Origin of the sequence: Janthinobacterium sp. FT14W, assembly GCF_009208755.1 — a bacterium.
In the GTDB taxonomy this organism is placed as follows: Bacteria; Pseudomonadota; Gammaproteobacteria; order Burkholderiales; family Burkholderiaceae_D; genus Janthinobacterium; species Janthinobacterium violaceinigrum.
Window position 1 is genome coordinate 1 of record NZ_WFLL01000027.1, and the last position, 19,993, is coordinate 19,993.

The window sequence follows — 19,993 nt, forward strand, 5'->3', positions numbered from 1 at the left end:
CGGCGGGCGCCATGCCGCTGCGGGCGCTGCCGTCGCCGGCCGCGCCGGAACGGCAACCGTGCCTGCCCGGCATGGCGCTGCGCGGCGTGGGCCCGGTCTTGCCGCTGCAGGTGTATTTGCGCCAGGCCGAGCGCGACATGATCATGCGGGCGCTGGTGCAGGCGCGCTACCACCGCGCACGGGCAGCGCGCCAGCTGGGGCTCAGCGTGCGCCAGTTGCGTTACCGCATGCAGAAACTGACGATACAGGAACCGCTATTTGATGAGCGCATGGACGATAGATGAAGACGGCTGGTGCGACGGCGCGCTGCGCTATGACTCGCCGCACCACGATGCGCGCCCGGACGGCATGCAAGTCGATTTGCTGGTGATCCATAACATCAGCTTGCCGGGCGGCCACTTCGGCGGACCGCATGTGTCGGACTTGTTTACGGGCCGGGTAGACTATAATGCCGATCCTTCTTTCGCCGACCTGCGTGGCTTGCAGGTGTCGGCGCACTTTTTTGTGCGGCGCGATGGTGCGCTGTTGCAATATGTTTCTACTGATCAACGTGCCTGGCATGCCGGCGCGTCCATGTTCGAAGGACGCCCGCAGTGCAATGGCTATTCCATCGGTATCGAAATGGAAGGCACGGACGACGTGCCTTTCCAGCCGCGGCAATACCATGTCCTGGCGGCGCTGACGGCGGCGCTGGTGGCGCGCTACGGGCTGACGCAGGTGCGGGGCCACGAGCATATTGCGCCGGGGAGGAAGACGGATCCGGGGCCGTTTTTTGACTGGCATTTTTATCAAAAATGCTGGCTGGAAACGCTGCACGGGCAAGCTGCGTTAGCGCTTACTTCGCGGGGATTGGGCTTTCCATCCATGCCCTGAAAAGTCAACCGAAATCGTATATGAAAACACAAAAAATTACGCCGACGGATGCCGGAAAACTATTGCATCGCCTTTCGATGGGCACTACAATTAGTGCAGAACTTGAACTTAGTGACTATATGTAGTGCCATCACAGACGTTTTCAGAATTATTACCAAAGCTACCCTGTTTGTTGATATGACAACGGGAACTGGCGGTTCATCACCCTTGATCGCATTTCGCGCCAGCCGGACAAGACAGGTTGGTCGCATGATTTCTGACTGTGCATTATTTACTATTTGGCAATAAAATTACCTGAGGAAACCCAGACCATCGGGCGTTCTATTCAACAACACACGCGGCAGCAAAACTGCAGGCTGACTTTAGCTGACAACGGGAGCTTCAATGCAATCACCACAAGATATTTCCATCCATCCAACGCCAGTATCGCCAGCGCCAGGCGCGGCCAACAGCGTGGCGAGTACGGGCGCGGCATTGGGCGACTATCGCATCATCCGCCGCAACGGCGCGGTGGTGGCATTTGAGCCTTCGAAGATCGCCATCGCCATGACCAAGGCGTTTTTGGCCGTTAACGGCGGCCAGGGCGCCGCTTCGGCACGCATCCGCGAACTGGTGGAACAATTGACCGACGGCGTCGTCGCGGCGCTGGTGCGCCGCCACCCAGGCGGCGGCACCTTCCATATCGAAGACGTGCAAGACCAGGTGGAACTGTCGCTGATGCGCTCGGGCGAGCACGACGTGGCGCGTGCCTACGTGCTGTACCGCGCCAAGCACATGGAAGAGCGCCGTTTGCAGAAGGAAGCGCAGGGCGCTTCCGCACAAGTTTCCGCACCGCAATTGAACGTGACGGACAACGGCGTGCGCCGCCTGCTGGACATGCAGGAAGTGCGCGACCTGATCAATGCCGCCTGCGCCGGCCTGGAAAAGCACGTCGATGCCGACGCCATCCTGGCTGAAACGGTGAAAAACCTGTACGACGGCGTGCCCGTCGAAGAGCTGCACAAGTCGGCCATCCTGGCAGCGCGCGCGCTGATGGAAAAAGACCCGGCCTACAGCCAGGTCACGGCCCGCATCCTGCTGCACACGGTGCGCAAGGAAGTGTTCGGCAAGGAAGTGCCGCAAGCGGCCGCTGCCGCCGAATACCTGACGTATTTCCCGCAATACATCGCCAAGGGCATCGCCGCCGAGCTGCTGAACCCGGTACTCGCCAGCTTCGACCTGGAACGCCTGGCCAAAGCCATCGTGGCCGACCGCGACTTGCAATTCGGCTACATCGGCCTGCAAACCCTGTATGACCGCTACTTCCTGCACATCCAGGACGTGCGCATCGAAATGCCGCAGGCGTTCTACATGCGCGTGGCCATGGGCCTGGCGCTGAACGAGGCGGACCGCGAAGCGCGCGCCATCGAGTTCTACAGCCTGCTGTCCTCGTTCGACTTCATGAGCTCGACCCCGACCCTGTTCAACTCGGGCACCCTGCGCTCGCAGCTGTCGTCGTGCTACCTGAGCACCGTTTCGGACGACCTGGAAGGCATCTACGACGCCATCAAGGACAACGCGCTGCTGGCCAAGTTCGCCGGCGGCCTGGGCAACGACTGGACGCCAGTGCGCGCCCTGGGCGCCCACATCAAGGGCACCAACGGCAAGTCGCAAGGCGTGGTGCCGTTCCTGAAAGTGGTCAACGACACGGCCGTGGCGGTCAACCAGGGCGGCAAGCGCAAGGGCGCCGTCTGCGCCTACCTGGAAACCTGGCACATGGACATCGAGGAATTCCTCGACCTGCGCAAGAACACGGGCGACGACCGCCGCCGCACGCACGACATGAACACGGCGAACTGGATTCCCGACATGTTCATGAAGCGCGTCATGGAAAAAGGCGAGTGGACCCTGTTCTCGCCGTCGGACACGCCAGACCTGCACGACAAGGTCGGCAAGGCCTTTGAACAGGCTTACCTGGGTTACGAAGCCAAGGCCGCCGCCGGCGAAATCCGCGTCTTCAAGAAGGTCCAGGCGCTGGACCTGTGGCGCAAGATGCTGTCGATGCTGTTTGAAACGGGCCACCCATGGATCACGTTCAAGGACCCTTGCAACATCCGCAGCCCGCAGTCGCACGTCGGCGTCGTCCACAGCTCGAACCTGTGCACGGAAATCACGCTGAACACCAGCAGCGATGAAATCGCCGTCTGCAACCTGGGTTCCGTGAACATGCCGGCGCACATGAAGGAAGGCAAGCTCGATCACATCAAGCTGGCCAAGACCATCCGCACCGCCATGCGCATGCTCGACAACGTCATCGACATCAATTACTACGCCGTCGACAAGGCGCGCAATTCGAACATGCGCCACCGTCCCGTCGGCATGGGCATCATGGGCTTCCAGGACTGCCTGCACATGATGCGCATCCCGTTCGCCTCGGACGCCGCCGTGTCGTTTGCCGACACCTCGATGGAAGCCGTCTGCTACTACGCCTACCTGGCGTCGACGGAACTGGCCGAAGAGCGCGGCCGCTATGAATCGTACGCCGGTTCGCTGTGGGACCGCGGCATCCTGCCGCAAGACTCGGTGAAACTGCTGGCTGAAGAGCGCGGCGGCTACCTGGAAGTCGATTCCTCGTCGGCCATGGACTGGACCCCGGTGCGCGAACGCATCGCCAAGTTCGGCATGCGCAACTCGAACTGCGTGGCGATTGCCCCGACGGCGACGATTTCGAACATCATCGGCGTCTCGGCCTGTATCGAACCGACGTTCCAGAACCTGTACGTGAAATCGAACCTGTCGGGCGAATTCACGGAGATCAACGGCTACCTGGTGCGCGACCTGAAGGCGCGCGACCTGTGGGATGAAGTCATGATCTCGGACCTGAAGTACTTCGACGGCTCGCTGGTGAAGATCGACCGCATCCCGCAAGACCTGCGCGATATCTACGCCACGGCCTTCGAAGTGTCGCCAAGCTGGCTGGTGGAAGCGGCTTCGCGTCGCCAGAAGTGGATCGACCAGGCCCAGTCGCTGAACATCTACATGGCTGGCGCTTCGGGCAAGAAACTGGACGAAACCTACAAGCTGGCATGGCTGCGTGGCCTGAAAACCACCTACTACCTGCGTACCATCGCCGCCACCCACATGGAGAAATCGACCTCCAAGACGGGCGCCCTGAACGCCGTGGCAGTCGATGGCGGCATGTCGGCCAGCGCGCACAGCGCTGCGGCAGCTGCCGCAGTGGCAGCCGTTCCGGCGGTGGCGCCGGTCGTGGCAGCGGCAGCGGACGACGCCGATGGCGAAGCCTGCTACCTGCGTCCGGGCGACGACGGTTTCGAGGAATGCGAAGCCTGCCAGTAAGATTTTAGTTGTCAGCCCGGCACGGCCGGGCTGATTCAATGTTGTCAATGTCTGCATTGTCCGATTGAACGGGCCTGTTGCGGATCGCCGGCTCGCCGGCATGGAAAGGAAGAAGAATATGTCGTTGTCTTGGGATGATGAAACCACGTCGGCAGCTGTGCCGCGTCCGGCGCAGCAAGCGCCGCTGGGAAATACCGATTTGAACCTGCCGGCCGGTGCCGAGCCGTCCGAAGCGAACGCCGAGCAAGTGGCGCGCCGCGTGAACGCCGACGACAAGCGCATCATCAACGGCAAGACGGACGTCAACCAGTTGGTGCCGTTCAAGTACAAATGGGCGTGGGACAAATACCTGGCCGGCTGCGCCAACCACTGGATGCCGCAGGAAGTGAACATGCAGCGCGATATCGAGCTGTGGAAGAACCCGAACGGCCTGACGGACGACGAGCGCCGCCTGGTCAAGCGCAACCTGGGCTTCTTCGTGACGGCCGACTCGCTGGCCGCCAACAACATCGTGCTGGGCACCTACCGCCACATCACGGCGCCCGAGTGCCGCCAGTACCTGCTGCGCCAGGCGTTCGAGGAAGCGATCCACACGCACGCCTACCAGTACATCGTCGAATCGCTGGGCCTGGACGAAGGCGAGATCTTCAACGCCTACAACGAAGTCAAGTCGATCCGCGACAAGGATGAATTCCTGATCCCGTTCATCAACACGCTGACGGATCCCGCCTTCGTCACCGGCACGGTGGAAAACGACCAGAAGCTGCTCAAGTCCCTGATCGTGTTTGCCTGCCTGATGGAAGGCCTGTTCTTCTACGTGGGCTTCACGCAGATCCTGGCGCTGGGCCGCCAGAACAAGATGATGGGCGCTGCCGAGCAGTACCAGTACATCCTGCGCGACGAATCGATGCACTGCAACTTCGGCATCGACTTGATCAACACGATCAAGATGGAAAACCCGCAGCTGTGGACGGCCGCCTTCCGCGAAGAGATCAAGGATCTGTTCATGAAAGCCGTGGAACTGGAATACGCGTACGCGGAAGACACCATGCCGCGCGGCGTGCTGGGTCTGAACGCGCCGATGTTCAAGGGCTACCTGCGCTTCATCGCCAACCGCCGCGCGCAGCAGATCGGCATCGAGCCGCTGTTCGCCCAGGAAGAAAATCCATTCCCGTGGATGAGCGAGATGATCGACATGAAGAAGGAACGCAACTTCTTCGAGACGCGCGTGACCGAATACCAGACCGGCGGTGCGCTGAACTGGGAATAAGCGTTCGCTCTCGAAAGCCAGAAGCGCCGTCACTGTGACGGCGCTTTTTTTTCGTGCCTGGCGTCGAAAAATACGGTTGCAGGGAGGCCGCGGAACACGCCGTCGGCGCAGCGGAAAACGGCGTGCGCATCGGGCGCCGCGAAGCGGCTTGCGGCGGATTTTTCGGCGGCCACGCGGGCCCGCATCGCAGGCCGAAAATATCGTTTCCGGAGACGCTGGCGGCGGCATTTGGCGCGCGATTGTGCGATAGCACGCGTAACGTGCAAAAAAGCGGGCGAAAACGTGTCGTGCCGGTTGCGCATTGACAAGGTTTTCGTGTACTTTATGAGATTGCAAATGCGAGCGTTAGAATGCGGGGTTTTTTAACCAGCGCGGTAACGAAAAAACCTCGCAAAACAGGGATACAGATTTACACGGATATGCACAAAACCACACCGTTTTCGTCTGCCGCCGTGCCCGAATTTTTTCAGGCATGGCGGTTTTTTATTTGACGCTTGGGTGTTGTGGCGAGCGCGATGCGAGGAGCGAAAAAACGCACGGCATCGAAAACGAATGACCGAATTCAGACTTTGCCACCAGCTGCGAGATAAAGCAGGGTGGCACCGACGATGGCTGAAGTGCTGCAAACGTGAGGAGTTGCAGCAGTTCAGCTGGTGCCGAATTCATTAGCGCAAACGACCGTTTGTGCCGATGAATAATTCGCCTGGCCTATCCCTGTGGTGGGTCGGACGGGTTTAAATCTTGTAGCTTAAATTTCTCATCTCAGATGAAGGAGAGACAAATGGCAACAGCCGCTAAGAAATCAGAAGTAAAGAAACCAGCCGCCAAGGCTGCTCCTGCCGCGAAGAAGCCGGCAGCCGCAGCGAAGACGGTTGCCGCTAAACCAGCTGCCAAAGCCGCAGCCAAACCAGCCGCAAAACCAGCTGCCAAAGCCGCAGCGAAACCTGCAGCCAAGCCAGCCGCAAAACCAGCAGCAAAAGTGGCTGCCAAGCCGGTAGCGAAAGCCGCAGCGAAACCAGCGGCCAAGGCAGCAGCAAAACCGGCAGCCAAGCCAGCAGCAAAAGTGGCTGCGAAACCTGCCGCCAAGGCAGCGGCCAAACCAGTGGCGAAAAAAGCCGCTGCCAAGCCAGCAGCAAAAGCGGCAGCCAAACCTGCCGCCAAGGCAGCAGCCAAGCCAGCCGTAAAAAAAGCCGCAGCGAAACCTGCAGCCAAGGCAGCAGCCAAACCAGTCGCCAAGGCAGCAGCCAAGCCGGCGGCGAAAAAAGTCGTCGCCAAGGCAGCAGCCAAGCCGGCCGCCAAAGCAGCAGCGAAGCCAGCAGCAAAAGCTGCAGCCAAGCCAGCAGCCAAGGTAGCAGCGAAGCCGGCAGCCAAAGCGGCAGCCAAGCCAGCGGCCAAGGCAGCAGCGAAGCCAGCAGCGAAAAAAGCCGTTGCCAAGCCGGCAGCCAAGCCAGCCGCGAAAGCCGCAGCGAAACCTGCCGCCAAGGCAGTAGCGAAGCCAGCAGCCAAGCCGGCAGCGAAAAAAGCGGTAGCGAAGCCAGCCGCCAAGGCAGCAGCGAAGCCAGCAGCAAAAGCGGCAGCCAAGCCAGCGGCCAAGGCAGCAGCGAAGCCAGCGGCCAAAGTTGCTGCGAAGCCAGCCGCCAAAGCCGCAGCGAAACCTGCCGCCAAAGTCGCAGCGAAACCGGCAGCCAAGCCAGCGGCCAAGGTAGCAGCGAAGCCAGCAGCAAAACCGGCAGCCAAGGTTGCCGCCAAGCCAGCGGCCAAGCCGGCAGCGAAAGCAGCAGCGAAACCTGCCGCCAAGCCTGCAGCAGCGCCAGTCGCGGCAGCCGCACCGGTAGCCGCGCCGGCAGCCGCACCAGCGGCCCCAGCCGCCGTGGCCGCCAAACCGGCAGCCAAGAAGGCCGCGCCGAAAAAGGCCGCACCGAAGAAGGCCGCGCCTGTCGCCAAGCCATCGGCGCCTATCGCACCTGTAGCAAAAACCGTGTTGGCACCGGCTGCAGCCTGGCCATTCCCAACCAGCACCCGCCCATCGTAATTCCAACGATACGGGTGCCTGGATGAGGCAACACGCCGCTGTGTGACTCAATCACACAGCGGTTTTTTTTTGGAGAATTAGTCGTGCTGATCGTTATCCTTACATTGATCGTTGATACCATCGCCACCTTGCTGGGCGGCGTGTTGCTGCTGCGCTTCTGGATGCAGGCGGTGCGCGTGCGGCCGCCGTCGTCGGTGGCGCAATTCACGTTTCAATTGTCCGACTGGCTGGTACGCCCCCTGCGCCGCGTGGTGCCGGGCGTGGGCGGGTATGACTGGGCCAGCCTGATCGGCGCCTTCCTGATCGTGCTGCTGGCCAGCTCGGTCCTATTTATTTCCGGTTATCCCGTCGAAGTGGTGCTGCTCAAGTCGCTGCAACGCTTCCTGCAATGGATACTCTACGGTTTCATGGCCTTGCTGATCATCGAAGCCATCTTCAGCTGGGTCAACCCGCATGCGCCGCTGGCGCCGTTCGTACGGGCCCTGAACGAGCCCCTGCTGCGTCCGATCCGCAAGGTCGTGCCGCTGGTCGGCAGCCTGGACCTGTCGCTGCTGGTGGCGCTGATCCTGTTGCAGATCGCGCAAGTACTGGTGGGAATGATTATTGTCGTGAGGTAAGGCGGGGAGGCCGGCCTGGCGTTTGCGCGCAAGCCGACCCTGCTTGAACAAGCTGTAGCGTTGCCGGGTGAGGTTTCACCCGGCCTGCATATCAATAGCGGTAGCCGAACGCCGCTTCAAACTGGTCGGCAATGCTTTCTGGCGTAAACACATGGTTTTGCGCACCCTGGGTGGCGATCTTGATGGCGCCCAGCAGGCTGGCCAGGCGACCGCTGGTTTCCCAGCCCAGGTCGTTGGTAATGCCGAACAGCAAGCCTGCACGGTAGGCGTCGCCGCAGCCGGTAGGATCCAGCACTTCCTTGGCGGCCACGACAGGAATGTCGATGCGCTTGCCGTCCGTATAGATTTCCGACCCTTTTTCACCGCGCGTGACGATCAGCGCTTCCAGGCGGCTGGCGATTTCCGGCAGGGTCAAGCCCGTGCGCTCCATCAACATTTCCATTTCATAGTCATTGGCCGATACATACGTGGCCTTGTTGATGAAGTCGATCAACTGGGCGCCATCGAAGCGTGGCAACTGCTGGCCCGGGTCGAACATGAAGGGGATGCCCAGTTCGGCCAGGTCGGCTGCGTGCTTGAGCATGCCCTGGTCGCCGTCCGGCGAAATGATGGCCACCTTGGCCGGTCCCGCATTGGCGATCGGGTTTTCATGCGCAAACGACATGGCGCCCGGGTGGAAGGCATTGATCTGGTTATTGTCCGCGTCGGCCGTGACGAAGCACTGCGCGTTGTAGCTGTCGGCCTTGATCAGGATGTTGGCGGTGGAAATGCCCAGCTTTTGCAGGCGTTCCAGGTAGGCGGCGCTATCCTGGCCCATGACGCCGACGATGCGCGGGTCGCCGCCCAGCATTTTCAGGCTGTAGGCGATGTTGCCCGAGCAGCCGCCGAACTCCGTGCGCATGGTCGGCACGAGGAAGGACACATTTACCTTGTGCAACTGGTCGGCCAGCAGCGATTCGCCGAAGCGGCCGGGAAATTGCATGATGGTGTCGGTGGCAAGCGAACCGCAGATCAACGAGGTTTTGGTCATGATAGTGTCTGTTAAGGGTAAAAGATGGCGATATGGTAGCCAGACGCCGTGAGCTGGTCTAAGGCAAAGTACAGTTTGATGATTTGTTCCGAGCGGGGCGCAAACCCCGTGCTCACGTCGATCGTGGCCGGCAGGTAGTCGCGCGGCGCGATCACCCGGCGCAGGACGGGCTTGTCATTGGCATCGTTGAGGATCAGTTCGATGCTGGGCCAGGCTTGTACGCTGCGACTCTGGTTGCGCAGCAGCGAGACGTAGGAAAAGGTCTGTTCCTTGATGGTTTGTAATTCGCCCTGTTCGATGGACAGCGCCTCGATCTGCGCCGGCAAGTCGACCTGGCAGCCACTGAGCTTGCACAGCGCCACCAGGGTTGGCTTCCACTGCGGAAATTGTGCCGCCAGCGGATTGCGGAAGGTGGTCATCACTTGCAGGAATAACAAGAGCAACAGCGCCACGGAGCCGAGGGCCATGGCCACGCGCAGGGCCTTGCCGCTTTGTTCGCGGCGCCGGCCCCGGGTGACGAAAGCCGGTTCGTCGTCGTCGGCCGGCAATTGCGCTGCCTCGGCGGCCACGGCGGATTCAGGCGGCACGGCGGCCGCTTGTGCCACCTGGTCGGCCAGCGTCGGTTCCACGCGCGCCGGGGGCGCCGCGACGGGTGCCCGCGGCACGGGCTTGTCCAGGCTGACCTTGTCGGCGGCAGGCAGTACCGGCGCTTCCTCGGCTTCCAGGTTCGGTTCGCGGCGGCTCTCGCGCAAATATGTGGCGAAGGCGGGCGCGTCATCGACCTGGCGGCGCTTGAACGGCGCCATCGGCTGGGGCAGCGGCGGCTCCGGCTGGGGGGGCGGCGCTGCCATCGGTATCACTGCGGGAGGGACGACAGGGGCGGCGACAGGCACTTCGTCCGGCGTCTCGGCAGGCAGGCTGACGTCGAGGTCCAGTTCGATGGTTTCGCCATCGTCTTCGTCCTCCTTGAGCTGCGCCGTTTCCGGCAAGATGCCGAACGGGTCGAACGAGGTGTCGAAGTCGAGAGAATAGATGGGTTCGTCGTCCGTGGCGGACGGCAGGCTGGCGTCAAGCGGGTAAGCGCTCGGCAGCGGGGTGCCGCCGCCGGGGGCCGATGTTAAAAACGGCGATGCCGCGGCTGGATCGACCAGCGCGGCATTGCCGTCAAAGACTTCCCTGCACGTGCCACAGCGCACGATGCCCCCACGTAACTTCAACTGGTCAGCAGCGACCCGAAATATCGTGTTGCAATGGGGGCATTTGGTGGCGAGGGCCATTGCTGTGCTTATGCACCTTCCGCGCGGGGCGCAGGCGCTTGCGTGCTGCCCAGGCGGCCATGCAGGGCCACCCAGCCATCTTGCTCGGCCCATACACCCAGCTGGATGAAAGGCGCGTAGGCTGCGGCCACTTCTTCCGCCTGGCGTGCCAGCACGCCGGACAGGATCAGTGCGCCGCCGTCGGCAACGCGGCCAGACAGCATCGGTGCCATCAGTTTCAATGGGCTCGACAGGATGTTGGCAACGACGATGTCAAACTTGGCCGTGGCGTGTGCCGAGGTGGCAAACGTGTCTGGCAAGAAATATTCGATCTCGCACTGGTTGCGTTCGGCATTGTCGCGGGCCGATTCGATCGCTTGCGGATCGATATCGACGCCGGCCACCGTTTGCGCGCCCAGCTTCTTGGCCACCATGGCCAGGATGCCGGAACCGCAACCGTAGTCGAGCACGGTCTTGCCGGGGGCAGGGTTCGCTTCCAGCCATTCCATGCACAGGCGCGTGGTGGGGTGGCTGCCCGTGCCGAAGGCCAGGCCCGGGTCCAGTTCCAGGATCAGGCCGTCAGGGTCCGGTGCCTCGTGCCAGCTGGGCACGACCCAGATATTCTTGCCGATGTGAATCGGGGCGAATTGCGACTGCGTCAGGCGCACCCAGTCCTGCTCTTCCACGGGGCGCATGCTAAAGGCAGGAACTTCCGTCATGCCGACAGCCTGGGCTGCGGCGGCCACGATGGCGGCCTGGTCGGCGTCGACGTCCGTCAGCGCCACCACGCGGCTGCGTTCCCACGCCGCTTCCTTCGGTTCCATGCCGGGTTCGCCAAACAGGGGCTGCTCGGCGTCCGTGCCTTCATCGGCGTCTTCCACCGACACCGACAGGGCGCCCGCTTCCATCAGCGCGTCGGACATGGCTTCGGCGTTGTCGCGGGCGATTTCAATGACGATTTCCGTCCAGCTCATGCGCCCGCCTTGATTTCGGATTTCTTGGCGATGCTGGGGCTGCCGCTATTCAGGTTCTTGCCCAGGTCCGGCATGTCGGCCAGTTTCTGTTCCAGATAGTGAATGTTCGTGCCGCCTTCGATGAAGCGCGCGTCGATCATCAGTTCGCGGTGCAAGGCGATGTTCGTGTTGATGCCTTCGACCACCATTTCGGACAGGGCGATCTGCATGCGGCGGATCGCCTGCTCGCGCGTGGCGCCGTAAGCGATCACTTTGCCGATCATCGAGTCGTAGTGCGGCGGCACGTAGTAGCCGGCGTAGGCGTGCGAGTCGACGCGGATGCCGGGGCCGCCCGGCGCATGCCAGGAGACGATCTTGCCGGGCGATGGCGTGAACTTGAACGGATCTTCCGCATTGATGCGGCACTCGACGGCGTGGCCCGACAGCAGGACGTCGCGCTGGCGGAAACGCAGTTTTTCGCCGGCGGCGATGCGGATCTGCTCTTGCACGATGTCGATGCCGGTGATCATTTCGGTGACCGGATGCTCAACTTGCACGCGGGTATTCATTTCAATGAAATAGAACTCGCCGTTTTCGTACAGGAATTCAAAGGTGCCGGCGCCGCGGTAGCCGATCTTGCGGCACGCTTCCGCGCAGCGGTCGCCAATTTTCTCGATCAGCTTGCGCGGAATGCCCGGCGCCGGTGCTTCTTCGATCACTTTCTGGTGGCGGCGCTGCATGGAGCAGTCGCGCTCGCCCAGCCAGACGGCGTTCTTGTGTTCGTCGGCGAGGATCTGGATTTCCACGTGGCGCGGATTTTCCAGGTACTTCTCCATATACACTTCAGGGTTGCCGAAAGCCGTGCCGGCTTCCGTCTTGGTCATCGCCACGGCGTTGATCAGGGCCGCTTCCGTGTGCACCACGCGCATGCCGCGTCCGCCACCGCCGCCGGCCGCCTTGATGATGACGGGATAGCCGATCTTGCGGGCAATTTGCACGATCGCTTTCGGATCGTCCGGCAACGCGCCTTCCGAGCCGGGCACGCACGGTACGCCAGCCTTGATCATGGTTTGCTTGGCCGACACTTTATCGCCCATCAAGCGGATCGATTCGGAACGGGGGCCGATGAAGACGAAGCCCGATTTCTCGACGCGTTCGGCAAAGTCGGCATTTTCCGACAGGAAGCCATAGCCTGGGTGAATCGCTTGCGCGTCCGTCACTTCAGCGGCGCTGATGATGGCGGGCATGTTCAGGTAGCTCAGGGCGGACTGTGCCGGCCCGATACAAACGGATTCGTCGGCCAGCTTGACGTATTTCGCGTCCTTGTCGGCTTCGGAGTGGACTACAACCGTTTTAATGCCCATTTCGCGGCAGGCGCGCTGAATACGGAGGGCAATTTCACCACGGTTGGCAATCAGGATTTTTTCAAACATGGTAGGTTCGCGTATGTCTGTGAGAGCCGGCGAGCCGGCGAAACAACAAGTGTGAGGGGCTAAAACTGCAAACGGCCGTTGCCGGCCGTGTGGACTGGGTTTTAGCCGATCACAAACAAGGGTTGACCGAATTCGACCGGTTGGCCGTTTTCGACCAGGATCTGGGTCACGACACCGGCTTTGTCGGAGTCGATTTCATTGAGCAGCTTCATCGCTTCGATGATGCACAGGGTATCACCTTCCTTGACGGTCGAGCCCACTTCAACATAGGCGGCGCTGCCAGGAGCGGAGGAGCGGTAGAAGGTGCCGACCATCGGCGACTTGACCACATAGCCCGTTGGCTCGGCGGCGACCACGACGGCGGCTGCCGCAGCAGGAGCGGCGGCTGGCGCGGCTGGCTGGTATTGGGCTGGCATGCCTTGCGGCTGCATCATGACCATCTGGTTTTGCGGCATGGCCGACGATTTGACGATGCGAACCTTGCTTTCGCCTTCGGTAACTTCCAGCTCTGCGATATCCGATTCGGCGACCAGGTCGATCAAGGTCTTGAGTTTTCGTAGATCCATGTAAAACCCCTAGGAATGTAGTTTGTTTTATGAGTGATGCGGTGATGTCCAGAACCTATCGCCGCGCTAAATGCGTGCAGATCGCGTAGATTAACGTTTTTTAAGCGCAAAGTCGATGGCAAACCGATATCCATCGATACCCAGGCCGCAGATCGTCCCCTGCGCGATCGCGCTGAGAAATGAGTGATGTCGAAACGTTTCGCGTTGATAAATATTCGAGATATGGACTTCCACGAACGGAATGGCGACCCCGGCCAGCGCATCGCGCAAGGCGACGCTGGTATGGGTCAGGCCGCCCGGATTGATGACGATGGCATCGATCCCTTCCGCTCGCGCGGCATGGATGCGGTCGATCAGCGCGCCTTCATGGTTGCTTTGAAAGCAGACCAGGTCGGCACCGGCCGCCATGGCTTGCGCCATTGCTGCCTGCTCGATATCGGCCAAGGTGCTGGCGCCGTAGACCTCAGGCTCGCGCGTTCCCAGCAAATTCAGGTTGGGACCGTTGAGCAGAAGGAGGTTTTTTGCCATGTATGGAAGACCGTTTTAGCGAAAGTTCCGCATTTTGCCGCCAAAGATACGCATTGGCAAGAGAAAAAAGCACGCTCCGAATTTACAATTTATCCAGATCGGCGCGCAACTGATCAAATTTCAAGCGGCCCAGATAGGTCTTTTTGACTTCGCCATCGGCGCCGATCAGCACCGTAAAGGGCAAACCGCCCGTGGCATTGCCAAAATGGCGCGACAGGTCGGTGCCGCTCATGCCGGACACATACACGGGATAGGCAATCTTGACCTTGCTGGCAAAAGTGGCAATATTGCTGGCCGAATCGATGCCGATGCCGATCACCTGCAGGTTTTTCACCCCATAGTGGCCTTGTACTTCCGACAGTTCCGGCATTTCTTCCACGCATGGCGGGCACCACGGCGCCCAGAAATTGACCAGCAGGTTTTTACCCTTCCATTGCGACAAGGCTTGCGTGGCGCCAGCCGCGTCCGGCAGGGACAGCGCATACAGCTCGTTGACGGGGCCCGTCGCGCCTGGCGCGATGGCGGTCGTCTGCGGTCCCGCTTCTTTTGCCGCTTCCTTCGCTTTTTCCTTGCTCAAGCCAACATATGCGCCCATGCCGCCAAACATCAGTGCAACGATGGCGCCGACGATCCAATTCTTTTTTGTCATAACTTTATCTATATCAATGTTAGTGGGTAGCCGGCGCGCCATCGGCGAGGCTGGCGGCCAGCAGGCTGCGCAGCCCGGCGATATCGGTGCGCAGCACTTTTCCATCCGCCTTGGCTTTCAGTGCGCCGCGCATATCGTCGAGCTCATACAGGGCCGCGTGCACGCCTTCGTTTTTCCACAAGAAACTGGCTGTCTCGACCGCATCATAACGCGCTCCCTTGAAATGCGGGCTTTCCGACATGTCGAGCACGACATTTTTATTCAACAGGAAGATGTGGATTTCCTTGGCGCTCTCGGCAAACAGCTGCAGATAGATCTCGTCGTGGGGGCCGGCCGTGCCGTTCAGCACGGGGCCGCTGAGCAGGGGATGAAATTGCTGCAACGCTTCCATGACCTGCAGCGCGATCGTGCGCAGCTGGAACAATCGCGCCGGCTGGCTGTCGGCCAGGAACAGGGCATTGTATTGCCGCACCTGTTCCTCGATCATCTCGTTGTCCGGCAGTATATTGGGCCGGCTGGGGGCGTCGCCCAGCACCTGCCGCGCCGCCTTGCGCCTGGCGCTGCCATAGTCGGCGCCATCCTGCGCCACCAGGCGCGCGGCAGCGGCGGCGATTTCCAGGCGCAACTGCGCGCTATCGTCAAATGCATCGTTCGTCATGAGCGAGATGATACTCTGAAGCGGAAAAAGTCATGGCGTCGGTTAAAATCCCATACTTGACCTTTTTAATCTCACCATCTTACCTACGCGCGCACTTGTCGCACTGATCACATGCATATTCATATTCTCGGCATTTGCGGTACCTTCATGGGCGGCCTGGCCGTCCTGGCCAAGGAAGCCGGCCATAAAGTCACCGGTTGCGATGCCAACGTCTATCCCCCGATGAGCACGCAGCTGGAATCGCAGGGAATCGAACTGATCCAGGGCTTTGACCCGGAACAAACCAAGCTGAACCCGGATTTGTATGTGATAGGCAATGTGGTCTCGCGCGGCAACCCGCTGGTGGAAGAAATCCTCAACCGCAGCCTGCCGTATGTGTCCGGTCCGCAATGGATCGGCGAACACATCTTGCGTAACCGGTGGGTGCTGGTCGTGGCCGGTACGCATGGCAAGACGACAACGTCGGCCATGCTGGCCTGGATACTCGAAGACGCGGGCTACGCGCCGGGCTTCCTGATCGGCGGCGTGCCGATGAACTTTGGCATCTCTGCCCGCCTCAGCGGCAAGATCGATGGCAAGAGCGTCGATTCGGACTTCTTCGTCATCGAAGCCGATGAATACGACACGGCCTTCTTCGACAAGCGCAGCAAGTTCGTGCATTACCACGCGAAGACGGCCATCATGAATAACCTGGAATATGATCACGCCGACATCTTCCCCGATCTGCACGCGATCGAGACGCAATTCCACCACATGGTGCGCACCGTGCCCGGCATCGGCCGCCTCGTGTTCAACGGCGACGAAGCGTCGCTGCAGCGCGTGCTGGCGCGCGGTTGCTGGAGTGAAAAGGAAAGTTTTGGCCAAGATGCCAACTGGCAACTGCAAGAGCAGGCCGATGGCAGCTTCGACGTGTACTTCAATGGCCAGCAGGAAGGCCATGTGGCGTGGGCGCTCACGGGCAAGCACAACCGCAGCAATGCGCTGGCAGCCATCGCTGCCGCGCGCCACGTGGGCGTGCCCATCGCCCAGGCCTGCGCCGCGCTGGCCAGCTTCGAGAGCGTCAAGCGCCGCATGGAAGTGCGCGGCGTGGTCAATAACATGACCGTGTACGACGATTTCGCCCACCATCCGACGGCCATCGCCACCACCGTGGGCGGCTTGCGCCAGAAGATCGGCAGCAGCGGCCGCATCCTGGCCGTGCTGGAACCGCGTTCGAACACCATGAAGCTGGGCGCCATGAAAGATGCGCTGCCGGGCAGCCTCAAGGATGCCGACCTGGTCTTCGGTTTCGGCAGCCATGCCGCGCTGGGCTGGAGCCTGGGCGACGCGCTGGCGCCGCTGGGCAAGATTGCCAGCGCCTACGAAGACATCGATGCGCTGGTGGCGGCCGTGGCGGCCAGCGCCCGTCCCGGCGACCAGATCGTCGTCATGAGCAACGGCGGCTTTGGCGGCGTGCACCAGAAATTGCTGGAGGCGCTGGGCCGATGATTCTGTACCTGCATGGATTCCGCTCGTCGCCATTGTCGATGAAGTCGCGCCTGCTGGCCGCGCAGATGCAGGCGCTGGGCCGCGAGGCAGAATGGCGGTGCCCGCAATTGCCCGCGTCGCCGAAACTGGCCATCGAACTGGCCTTGTCGCTGGTCAAGGGCGTGGCACCGGCCGACCTGACGATTATCGGCTCCTCGCTGGGCGGCTATTACGCCACCTGGCTGGCAGAACAGCTCGGTTGCCGCGCCGTGCTGCTCAACCCTGCCATCGTGCCCCTGATCGACCTGGAACAGCATGTGGGCGTGACGACGGAGTTCCATTCGGACAAGCCATTCGAGTTCAAGCGCGAATACATCGATGAGCTGCGCGCGTTTGCCGTGCCGGCCATTACGCAGCCGCAACGCTATTTCCTGATTGCCGCCACGGGCGATGAAGTGCTCGACTACCGCGACATGGTGGCGCATTATCAGGGGGCGCGGCAACTCGTCATCGAGGGCAGCGACCATGGCATCAGCGAATTTGCCGATTACCTGGCGCCCGTGCTGGCCTTTTGCGGCATCGCTGCGGACGCGGCCCTGTGAGGCCCGGTTCGCTGCGGCAGGCGCAGTGGCATGCGCACGTCAACGCCGTCAATGCGCCGCCGGCCTTGCGCCACTGGCTCACGGGCGGCGGGTCGCTGACGGCCAAGCTGAAAGCGCATAGCGGCGCGTTTCGCGTGCAATGTTTGCATCAGGAAACGGCACGTTGCCTGAGCGACGAGGCCGCCAGCATCGGCTTGTACCGCGCGGGCCGGGTCTGGGAACGCGAAGTGCTGTTGCGCTGTGATAACAAACCGGCCGTGTTTGGCCATACCGTCGTGCCCATGCAGGCGACGGCCACGGACTGGCCCTTGTTTTCCGCGCTGGGCGAACGCTCGCTGGGCACGACCCTGTTTGGCGACCGCATGGTACGGCGCGGCACGCTTGAATTTGCCCGCCTGCGTGCCGGGCACCCGCTGGTGCAGCGGGTACGCGCCGCGTTGGCGCTGGAAGGGCAGCGCGTCGACGCGCAGGCGCTGTTTTTGGCCCGGCGCTGCCTGTATCAGCGTCACCAGGGCTTGCTGCTGGTAACCGAAGTATTTTTGCCGGCGGTGCTCGAGCTGACGTCCCTCACTCGCACCGTTGCAACCGACACATTAATAAACAAAGCATAACAATGAATCTATTTTTTGAAGAATCCGGCGATTTCAAGGTCGGCACGGTCCTGTCGCAAGCGGGTGAGGCGTACCAGGTCGAAATGGCCAGCGGCAAGCGCACCAAGGTCAAGATCAAGGATGTGCTGCTGCAGTATGAAAAGCCGGCGCCGGCCGAGCTGCTCGAGCAAGCCAAGGCTGTGGCTGCCGATATCGATCTCGATTTCCTGTGGGAAGTGGCGGGCGAAGACGAGTTCGGCTTTGCCGAGCTGGGCGCCGAGTATTTCGGCCACGCCCCGCTGCCGCCGGAAGCGGCCGGCCTGATCCTGGCCCTGCATTCGGCGCCCGTGTATTTTTACAAGAAGGGCCGCGGCCGCTACAAGGCGGCGCCGGAAGCCTCGCTGAAGGCCGCGCTGGCCGGCATCGAAAAGAAAAAGCAGCAGGCGCTGGTGCAAGCCGCGTACGTGGATGAGCTGAAACAGAACCGCTTGCCTGTCCCGATGCAGCCCATGGTGCTGCAACTGCTGTTCAAGCCGGACAAGAACACGATCGAATACAAGGCGCTGGAAGCGGCGTGCACGGAATTGCACACGACGCCGGCCCGCCTCATGCTGGCCGTGGGGGGCATCGCTTCGCCGAAAGATTTGCACCTGTCGAAATTCCTCTTCGAGAATTTCCCGAAAGGCGCCGGCTTCCCGAGCGTGCCCGTGCCCTCCGTGACGGCCAAGCTGCCGCTGGCCGACGTGGCCGCCTTCTCCATCGACGACGTGACCACCACCGAGATCGACGATGCCTTCTCCGTGCAGCCGCTGCCCGACGGCACCGTGAAAGTGGGTATCCACATCGCCGCGCCGGGCCTGGGCATCCGCCCGGAAGACGTGATCGACAAGATGGCGCGCCAGCGCATGTCCACCGTTTACATGCCGGGTGACAAGATCACCATGTTGCCGGACGAAATCGTCAATGCTTTCACGCTCGCCGAAGGCACGACGTGCCCGGCCCTGTCGCTGTACGCGACCCTGGACCCGAAAGCGGAATGGGCCGTGGTCAGCACGCAGACGCGCGCCGAGCTGGTACCCATCGCCAGCAATTTGCGCCATAACCAGCTGGACGACCTGGTCAACGAGGAAACCCTGGCCAGCGGCGAAGGCGAGTATCCGCACAAGGCCGATTTTGCCGTGCTGTGGCATTGGGCGCAGCAGCTGGAACAGGGCCGCATGAAGAAGCGCGAAGCGTTCGGCCTGAAGCCGGAACAGAATAACCGCGTCGATTTCAATTTCTATGTGGAAAACGACATCGTCACCGTGGCGCGCCGCAAGCGTGGCGCGCCGCTGGACAAGATCGTCGCTGAACTGATGATTTTTGCCAATAGTACCTGGGGCAAGATGCTGCACGACCATGGCGTGCCCGGCATCTACCGCAGCCAGGGCGGCGGCAGCGGCAATAGCTGGGCGGCAAAGATGCAGGTGCGCATGGTCACCCACGCGGCGCCGCACCAGGGCCTGGGCGTGGATCAATACGCGTGGAGCACCTCGCCCTTGCGCCGGTATACCGATCTGGTGAATCAGTGGCAAATCATCGCCTGCGCCGAGCACGGCGTGACGGCGCCGCTGGTGGCCCCGTTCAAGCCCCGCGATGCCAACTTGTTCGCCATCGTTTCGGCCTTCGACGCTGCGTATGCCGCGTATGGCGATTTCCAGTCGAACATGGAACGCTATTGGTGCTTGCGCTGGCTGCATCAGGAAAACGCACGTCAGGTCGATGCCGTGGTCCTGAAAGATGAAATCCTGCGCCTGGTCGACATTCCGCTGGTCATCAAGCTGCCGGGCATGCCATCGGTGGCGCGCGGCGCCCAGGTCAAACTGGACTTGCTGCGCTGGGATGAGGTCGACCTGAGCATCGAAGCGCGCCTGCTGGAAATCGCTGCCGTGCCCGATGCGGCGGCCGATGCCGAACTCGACTACGAGGAAGAAGCGGGCGACGACGGCGCCGACGAGGGCGACGTGGCGCAGGAAGCGTCGCCGGAAGCGGCCAACCAGGTCAGCGACGCCGATGCGGAAGTGGCGGAACTGGCCAGCGAAGACGTGGTCAGCGAGCCCGAGGTCAAGTAAGGCGCCGCTCCAGTCACAGGGC

18 protein-coding genes are annotated in these 19,993 nt (G+C 61.7%); 9 read left to right on the plus strand and 9 right to left on the minus strand.

Annotated elements, in window-relative coordinates; translation table 11 throughout:
• The 4 genes from GCN74_RS17870 to GCN74_RS17885 all read left to right on the plus strand — a co-directional run.
• Positions 1 to 284, plus strand: a 284-nt coding sequence (locus GCN74_RS17870; RefSeq protein ID WP_319633469.1) for a helix-turn-helix domain-containing protein, incomplete at its 5' end; no start/stop codon positions are given.
• A complete protein-coding gene (gene ampD, locus GCN74_RS17875) occupies positions 262 to 873 on the plus strand; it encodes a 1,6-anhydro-N-acetylmuramyl-L-alanine amidase AmpD (protein ID WP_152257929.1) in 612 nt (203 codons plus the stop codon). The genes GCN74_RS17870 and ampD, both read left to right, overlap by 23 nt.
• A gap of 384 nt (positions 874 to 1,257) precedes the next feature.
• Positions 1,258 to 4,209, plus strand: a complete 2,952-nt coding sequence (locus GCN74_RS17880; protein WP_152257930.1) for a ribonucleoside-diphosphate reductase subunit alpha — start codon at positions 1,258 to 1,260, stop codon at positions 4,207 to 4,209.
• 118 nt (positions 4,210 to 4,327) lie between these two features.
• Positions 4,328 to 5,479 carry a ribonucleotide-diphosphate reductase subunit beta gene (locus tag GCN74_RS17885; protein ID WP_070218582.1) on the plus strand — a complete coding sequence of 384 codons (1,152 nt, stop codon included), beginning with the start codon at positions 4,328 to 4,330 and terminating at the stop codon, positions 5,477 to 5,479.
• A gap of 878 nt (positions 5,480 to 6,357) precedes the next feature.
• On the opposite strand, the gene GCN74_RS28795 is transcribed toward GCN74_RS17885, so the two are convergent.
• Positions 6,358 to 7,428, minus strand: coding sequence for a hypothetical protein (locus GCN74_RS28795; RefSeq protein WP_193317143.1), 1,071 nt, complete (start codon positions 7,426 to 7,428; stop codon positions 6,358 to 6,360).
• Positions 7,429 to 7,594: 166 nt separating this feature from the next.
• Between GCN74_RS28795 and GCN74_RS17895 the strand changes: the two genes are divergently transcribed.
• On the plus strand, positions 7,595 to 8,128 hold the full coding sequence (locus tag GCN74_RS17895; RefSeq protein ID WP_034780256.1) for a YggT family protein: 534 nt from the start codon (positions 7,595 to 7,597) through the stop codon (positions 8,126 to 8,128).
• 91 nt (positions 8,129 to 8,219) lie between these two features.
• Here the strand turns inward: GCN74_RS17895 and GCN74_RS17900 are convergent, their stop codons facing one another.
• The 8 genes from GCN74_RS17900 to GCN74_RS17935 form a co-directional block, all read right to left on the minus strand.
• Positions 8,220 to 9,158 carry a carbohydrate kinase family protein gene (locus tag GCN74_RS17900; protein ID WP_152257932.1) on the minus strand — a complete coding sequence of 313 codons (939 nt, stop codon included), beginning with the start codon at positions 9,156 to 9,158 and terminating at the stop codon, positions 8,220 to 8,222.
• An 11-nt stretch (positions 9,159 to 9,169) separates the two neighbouring features.
• Positions 9,170 to 10,435 carry a DUF3426 domain-containing protein gene (locus GCN74_RS17905; RefSeq protein ID WP_152257933.1) on the minus strand — a complete coding sequence of 422 codons (1,266 nt, stop codon included), beginning with the start codon at positions 10,433 to 10,435 and terminating at the stop codon, positions 9,170 to 9,172.
• A gap of 8 nt (positions 10,436 to 10,443) precedes the next feature.
• The gene (gene prmA, locus GCN74_RS17910; RefSeq protein ID WP_152257934.1) at positions 10,444 to 11,388 is read right to left on the minus strand and encodes a 50S ribosomal protein L11 methyltransferase; all 945 of its coding nucleotides are present in this window, start codon (positions 11,386 to 11,388) and stop codon (positions 10,444 to 10,446) included.
• Positions 11,385 to 12,800, minus strand: a complete 1,416-nt coding sequence (accC, locus tag GCN74_RS17915) for an acetyl-CoA carboxylase biotin carboxylase subunit (RefSeq protein ID WP_152257935.1) — start codon at positions 12,798 to 12,800, stop codon at positions 11,385 to 11,387. Before accC ends, prmA begins: the two co-directional genes overlap by 4 nt.
• Before the next feature lie 101 nt (positions 12,801 to 12,901).
• Positions 12,902 to 13,366 carry an acetyl-CoA carboxylase biotin carboxyl carrier protein gene (accB, locus tag GCN74_RS17920; protein ID WP_077408497.1) on the minus strand — a complete coding sequence of 155 codons (465 nt, stop codon included), beginning with the start codon at positions 13,364 to 13,366 and terminating at the stop codon, positions 12,902 to 12,904.
• A gap of 90 nt (positions 13,367 to 13,456) precedes the next feature.
• Complete coding sequence (aroQ, locus tag GCN74_RS17925) at positions 13,457 to 13,894, minus strand: type II 3-dehydroquinate dehydratase (protein ID WP_034746628.1); 438 nt, start codon at positions 13,892 to 13,894, stop codon at positions 13,457 to 13,459.
• Positions 13,895 to 13,976: 82 nt separating this feature from the next.
• The gene (locus GCN74_RS17930) at positions 13,977 to 14,543 is read right to left on the minus strand and encodes a TlpA family protein disulfide reductase (protein ID WP_152257936.1); all 567 of its coding nucleotides are present in this window, start codon (positions 14,541 to 14,543) and stop codon (positions 13,977 to 13,979) included.
• 19 nt (positions 14,544 to 14,562) lie between these two features.
• Positions 14,563 to 15,201, minus strand: a complete 639-nt coding sequence (locus tag GCN74_RS17935; RefSeq protein WP_152257937.1) for a hypothetical protein — start codon at positions 15,199 to 15,201, stop codon at positions 14,563 to 14,565.
• Positions 15,202 to 15,312: 111 nt separating this feature from the next.
• Here GCN74_RS17935 and mpl point away from each other — a divergent pair, with 111 nt between their 5' ends.
• The 4 genes from mpl to GCN74_RS17955 are packed head-to-tail and all read left to right on the plus strand — an operon-like array spanning position 15,313 to position 19,971.
• Positions 15,313 to 16,689 carry a UDP-N-acetylmuramate:L-alanyl-gamma-D-glutamyl-meso-diaminopimelate ligase gene (gene mpl, locus GCN74_RS17940; RefSeq protein WP_152257938.1) on the plus strand — a complete coding sequence of 459 codons (1,377 nt, stop codon included), beginning with the start codon at positions 15,313 to 15,315 and terminating at the stop codon, positions 16,687 to 16,689.
• On the plus strand, positions 16,686 to 17,270 hold the full coding sequence (locus GCN74_RS17945) for a YqiA/YcfP family alpha/beta fold hydrolase (protein WP_152257939.1): 585 nt from the start codon (positions 16,686 to 16,688) through the stop codon (positions 17,268 to 17,270). The genes mpl and GCN74_RS17945 overlap by 4 nt, the downstream gene beginning before the upstream one ends.
• The gene (locus GCN74_RS17950) at positions 17,267 to 17,881 is read left to right on the plus strand and encodes a chorismate--pyruvate lyase family protein (protein ID WP_152257940.1); all 615 of its coding nucleotides are present in this window, start codon (positions 17,267 to 17,269) and stop codon (positions 17,879 to 17,881) included. Before GCN74_RS17945 ends, GCN74_RS17950 begins: the two co-directional genes overlap by 4 nt.
• A gap of 2 nt (positions 17,882 to 17,883) precedes the next feature.
• Entirely contained in the window at positions 17,884 to 19,971 is a 2,088-nt protein-coding gene (locus GCN74_RS17955; protein WP_152257941.1) for a ribonuclease catalytic domain-containing protein, read from the plus strand.
• Positions 19,972 to 19,993: the final 22 nt, after the last annotated feature.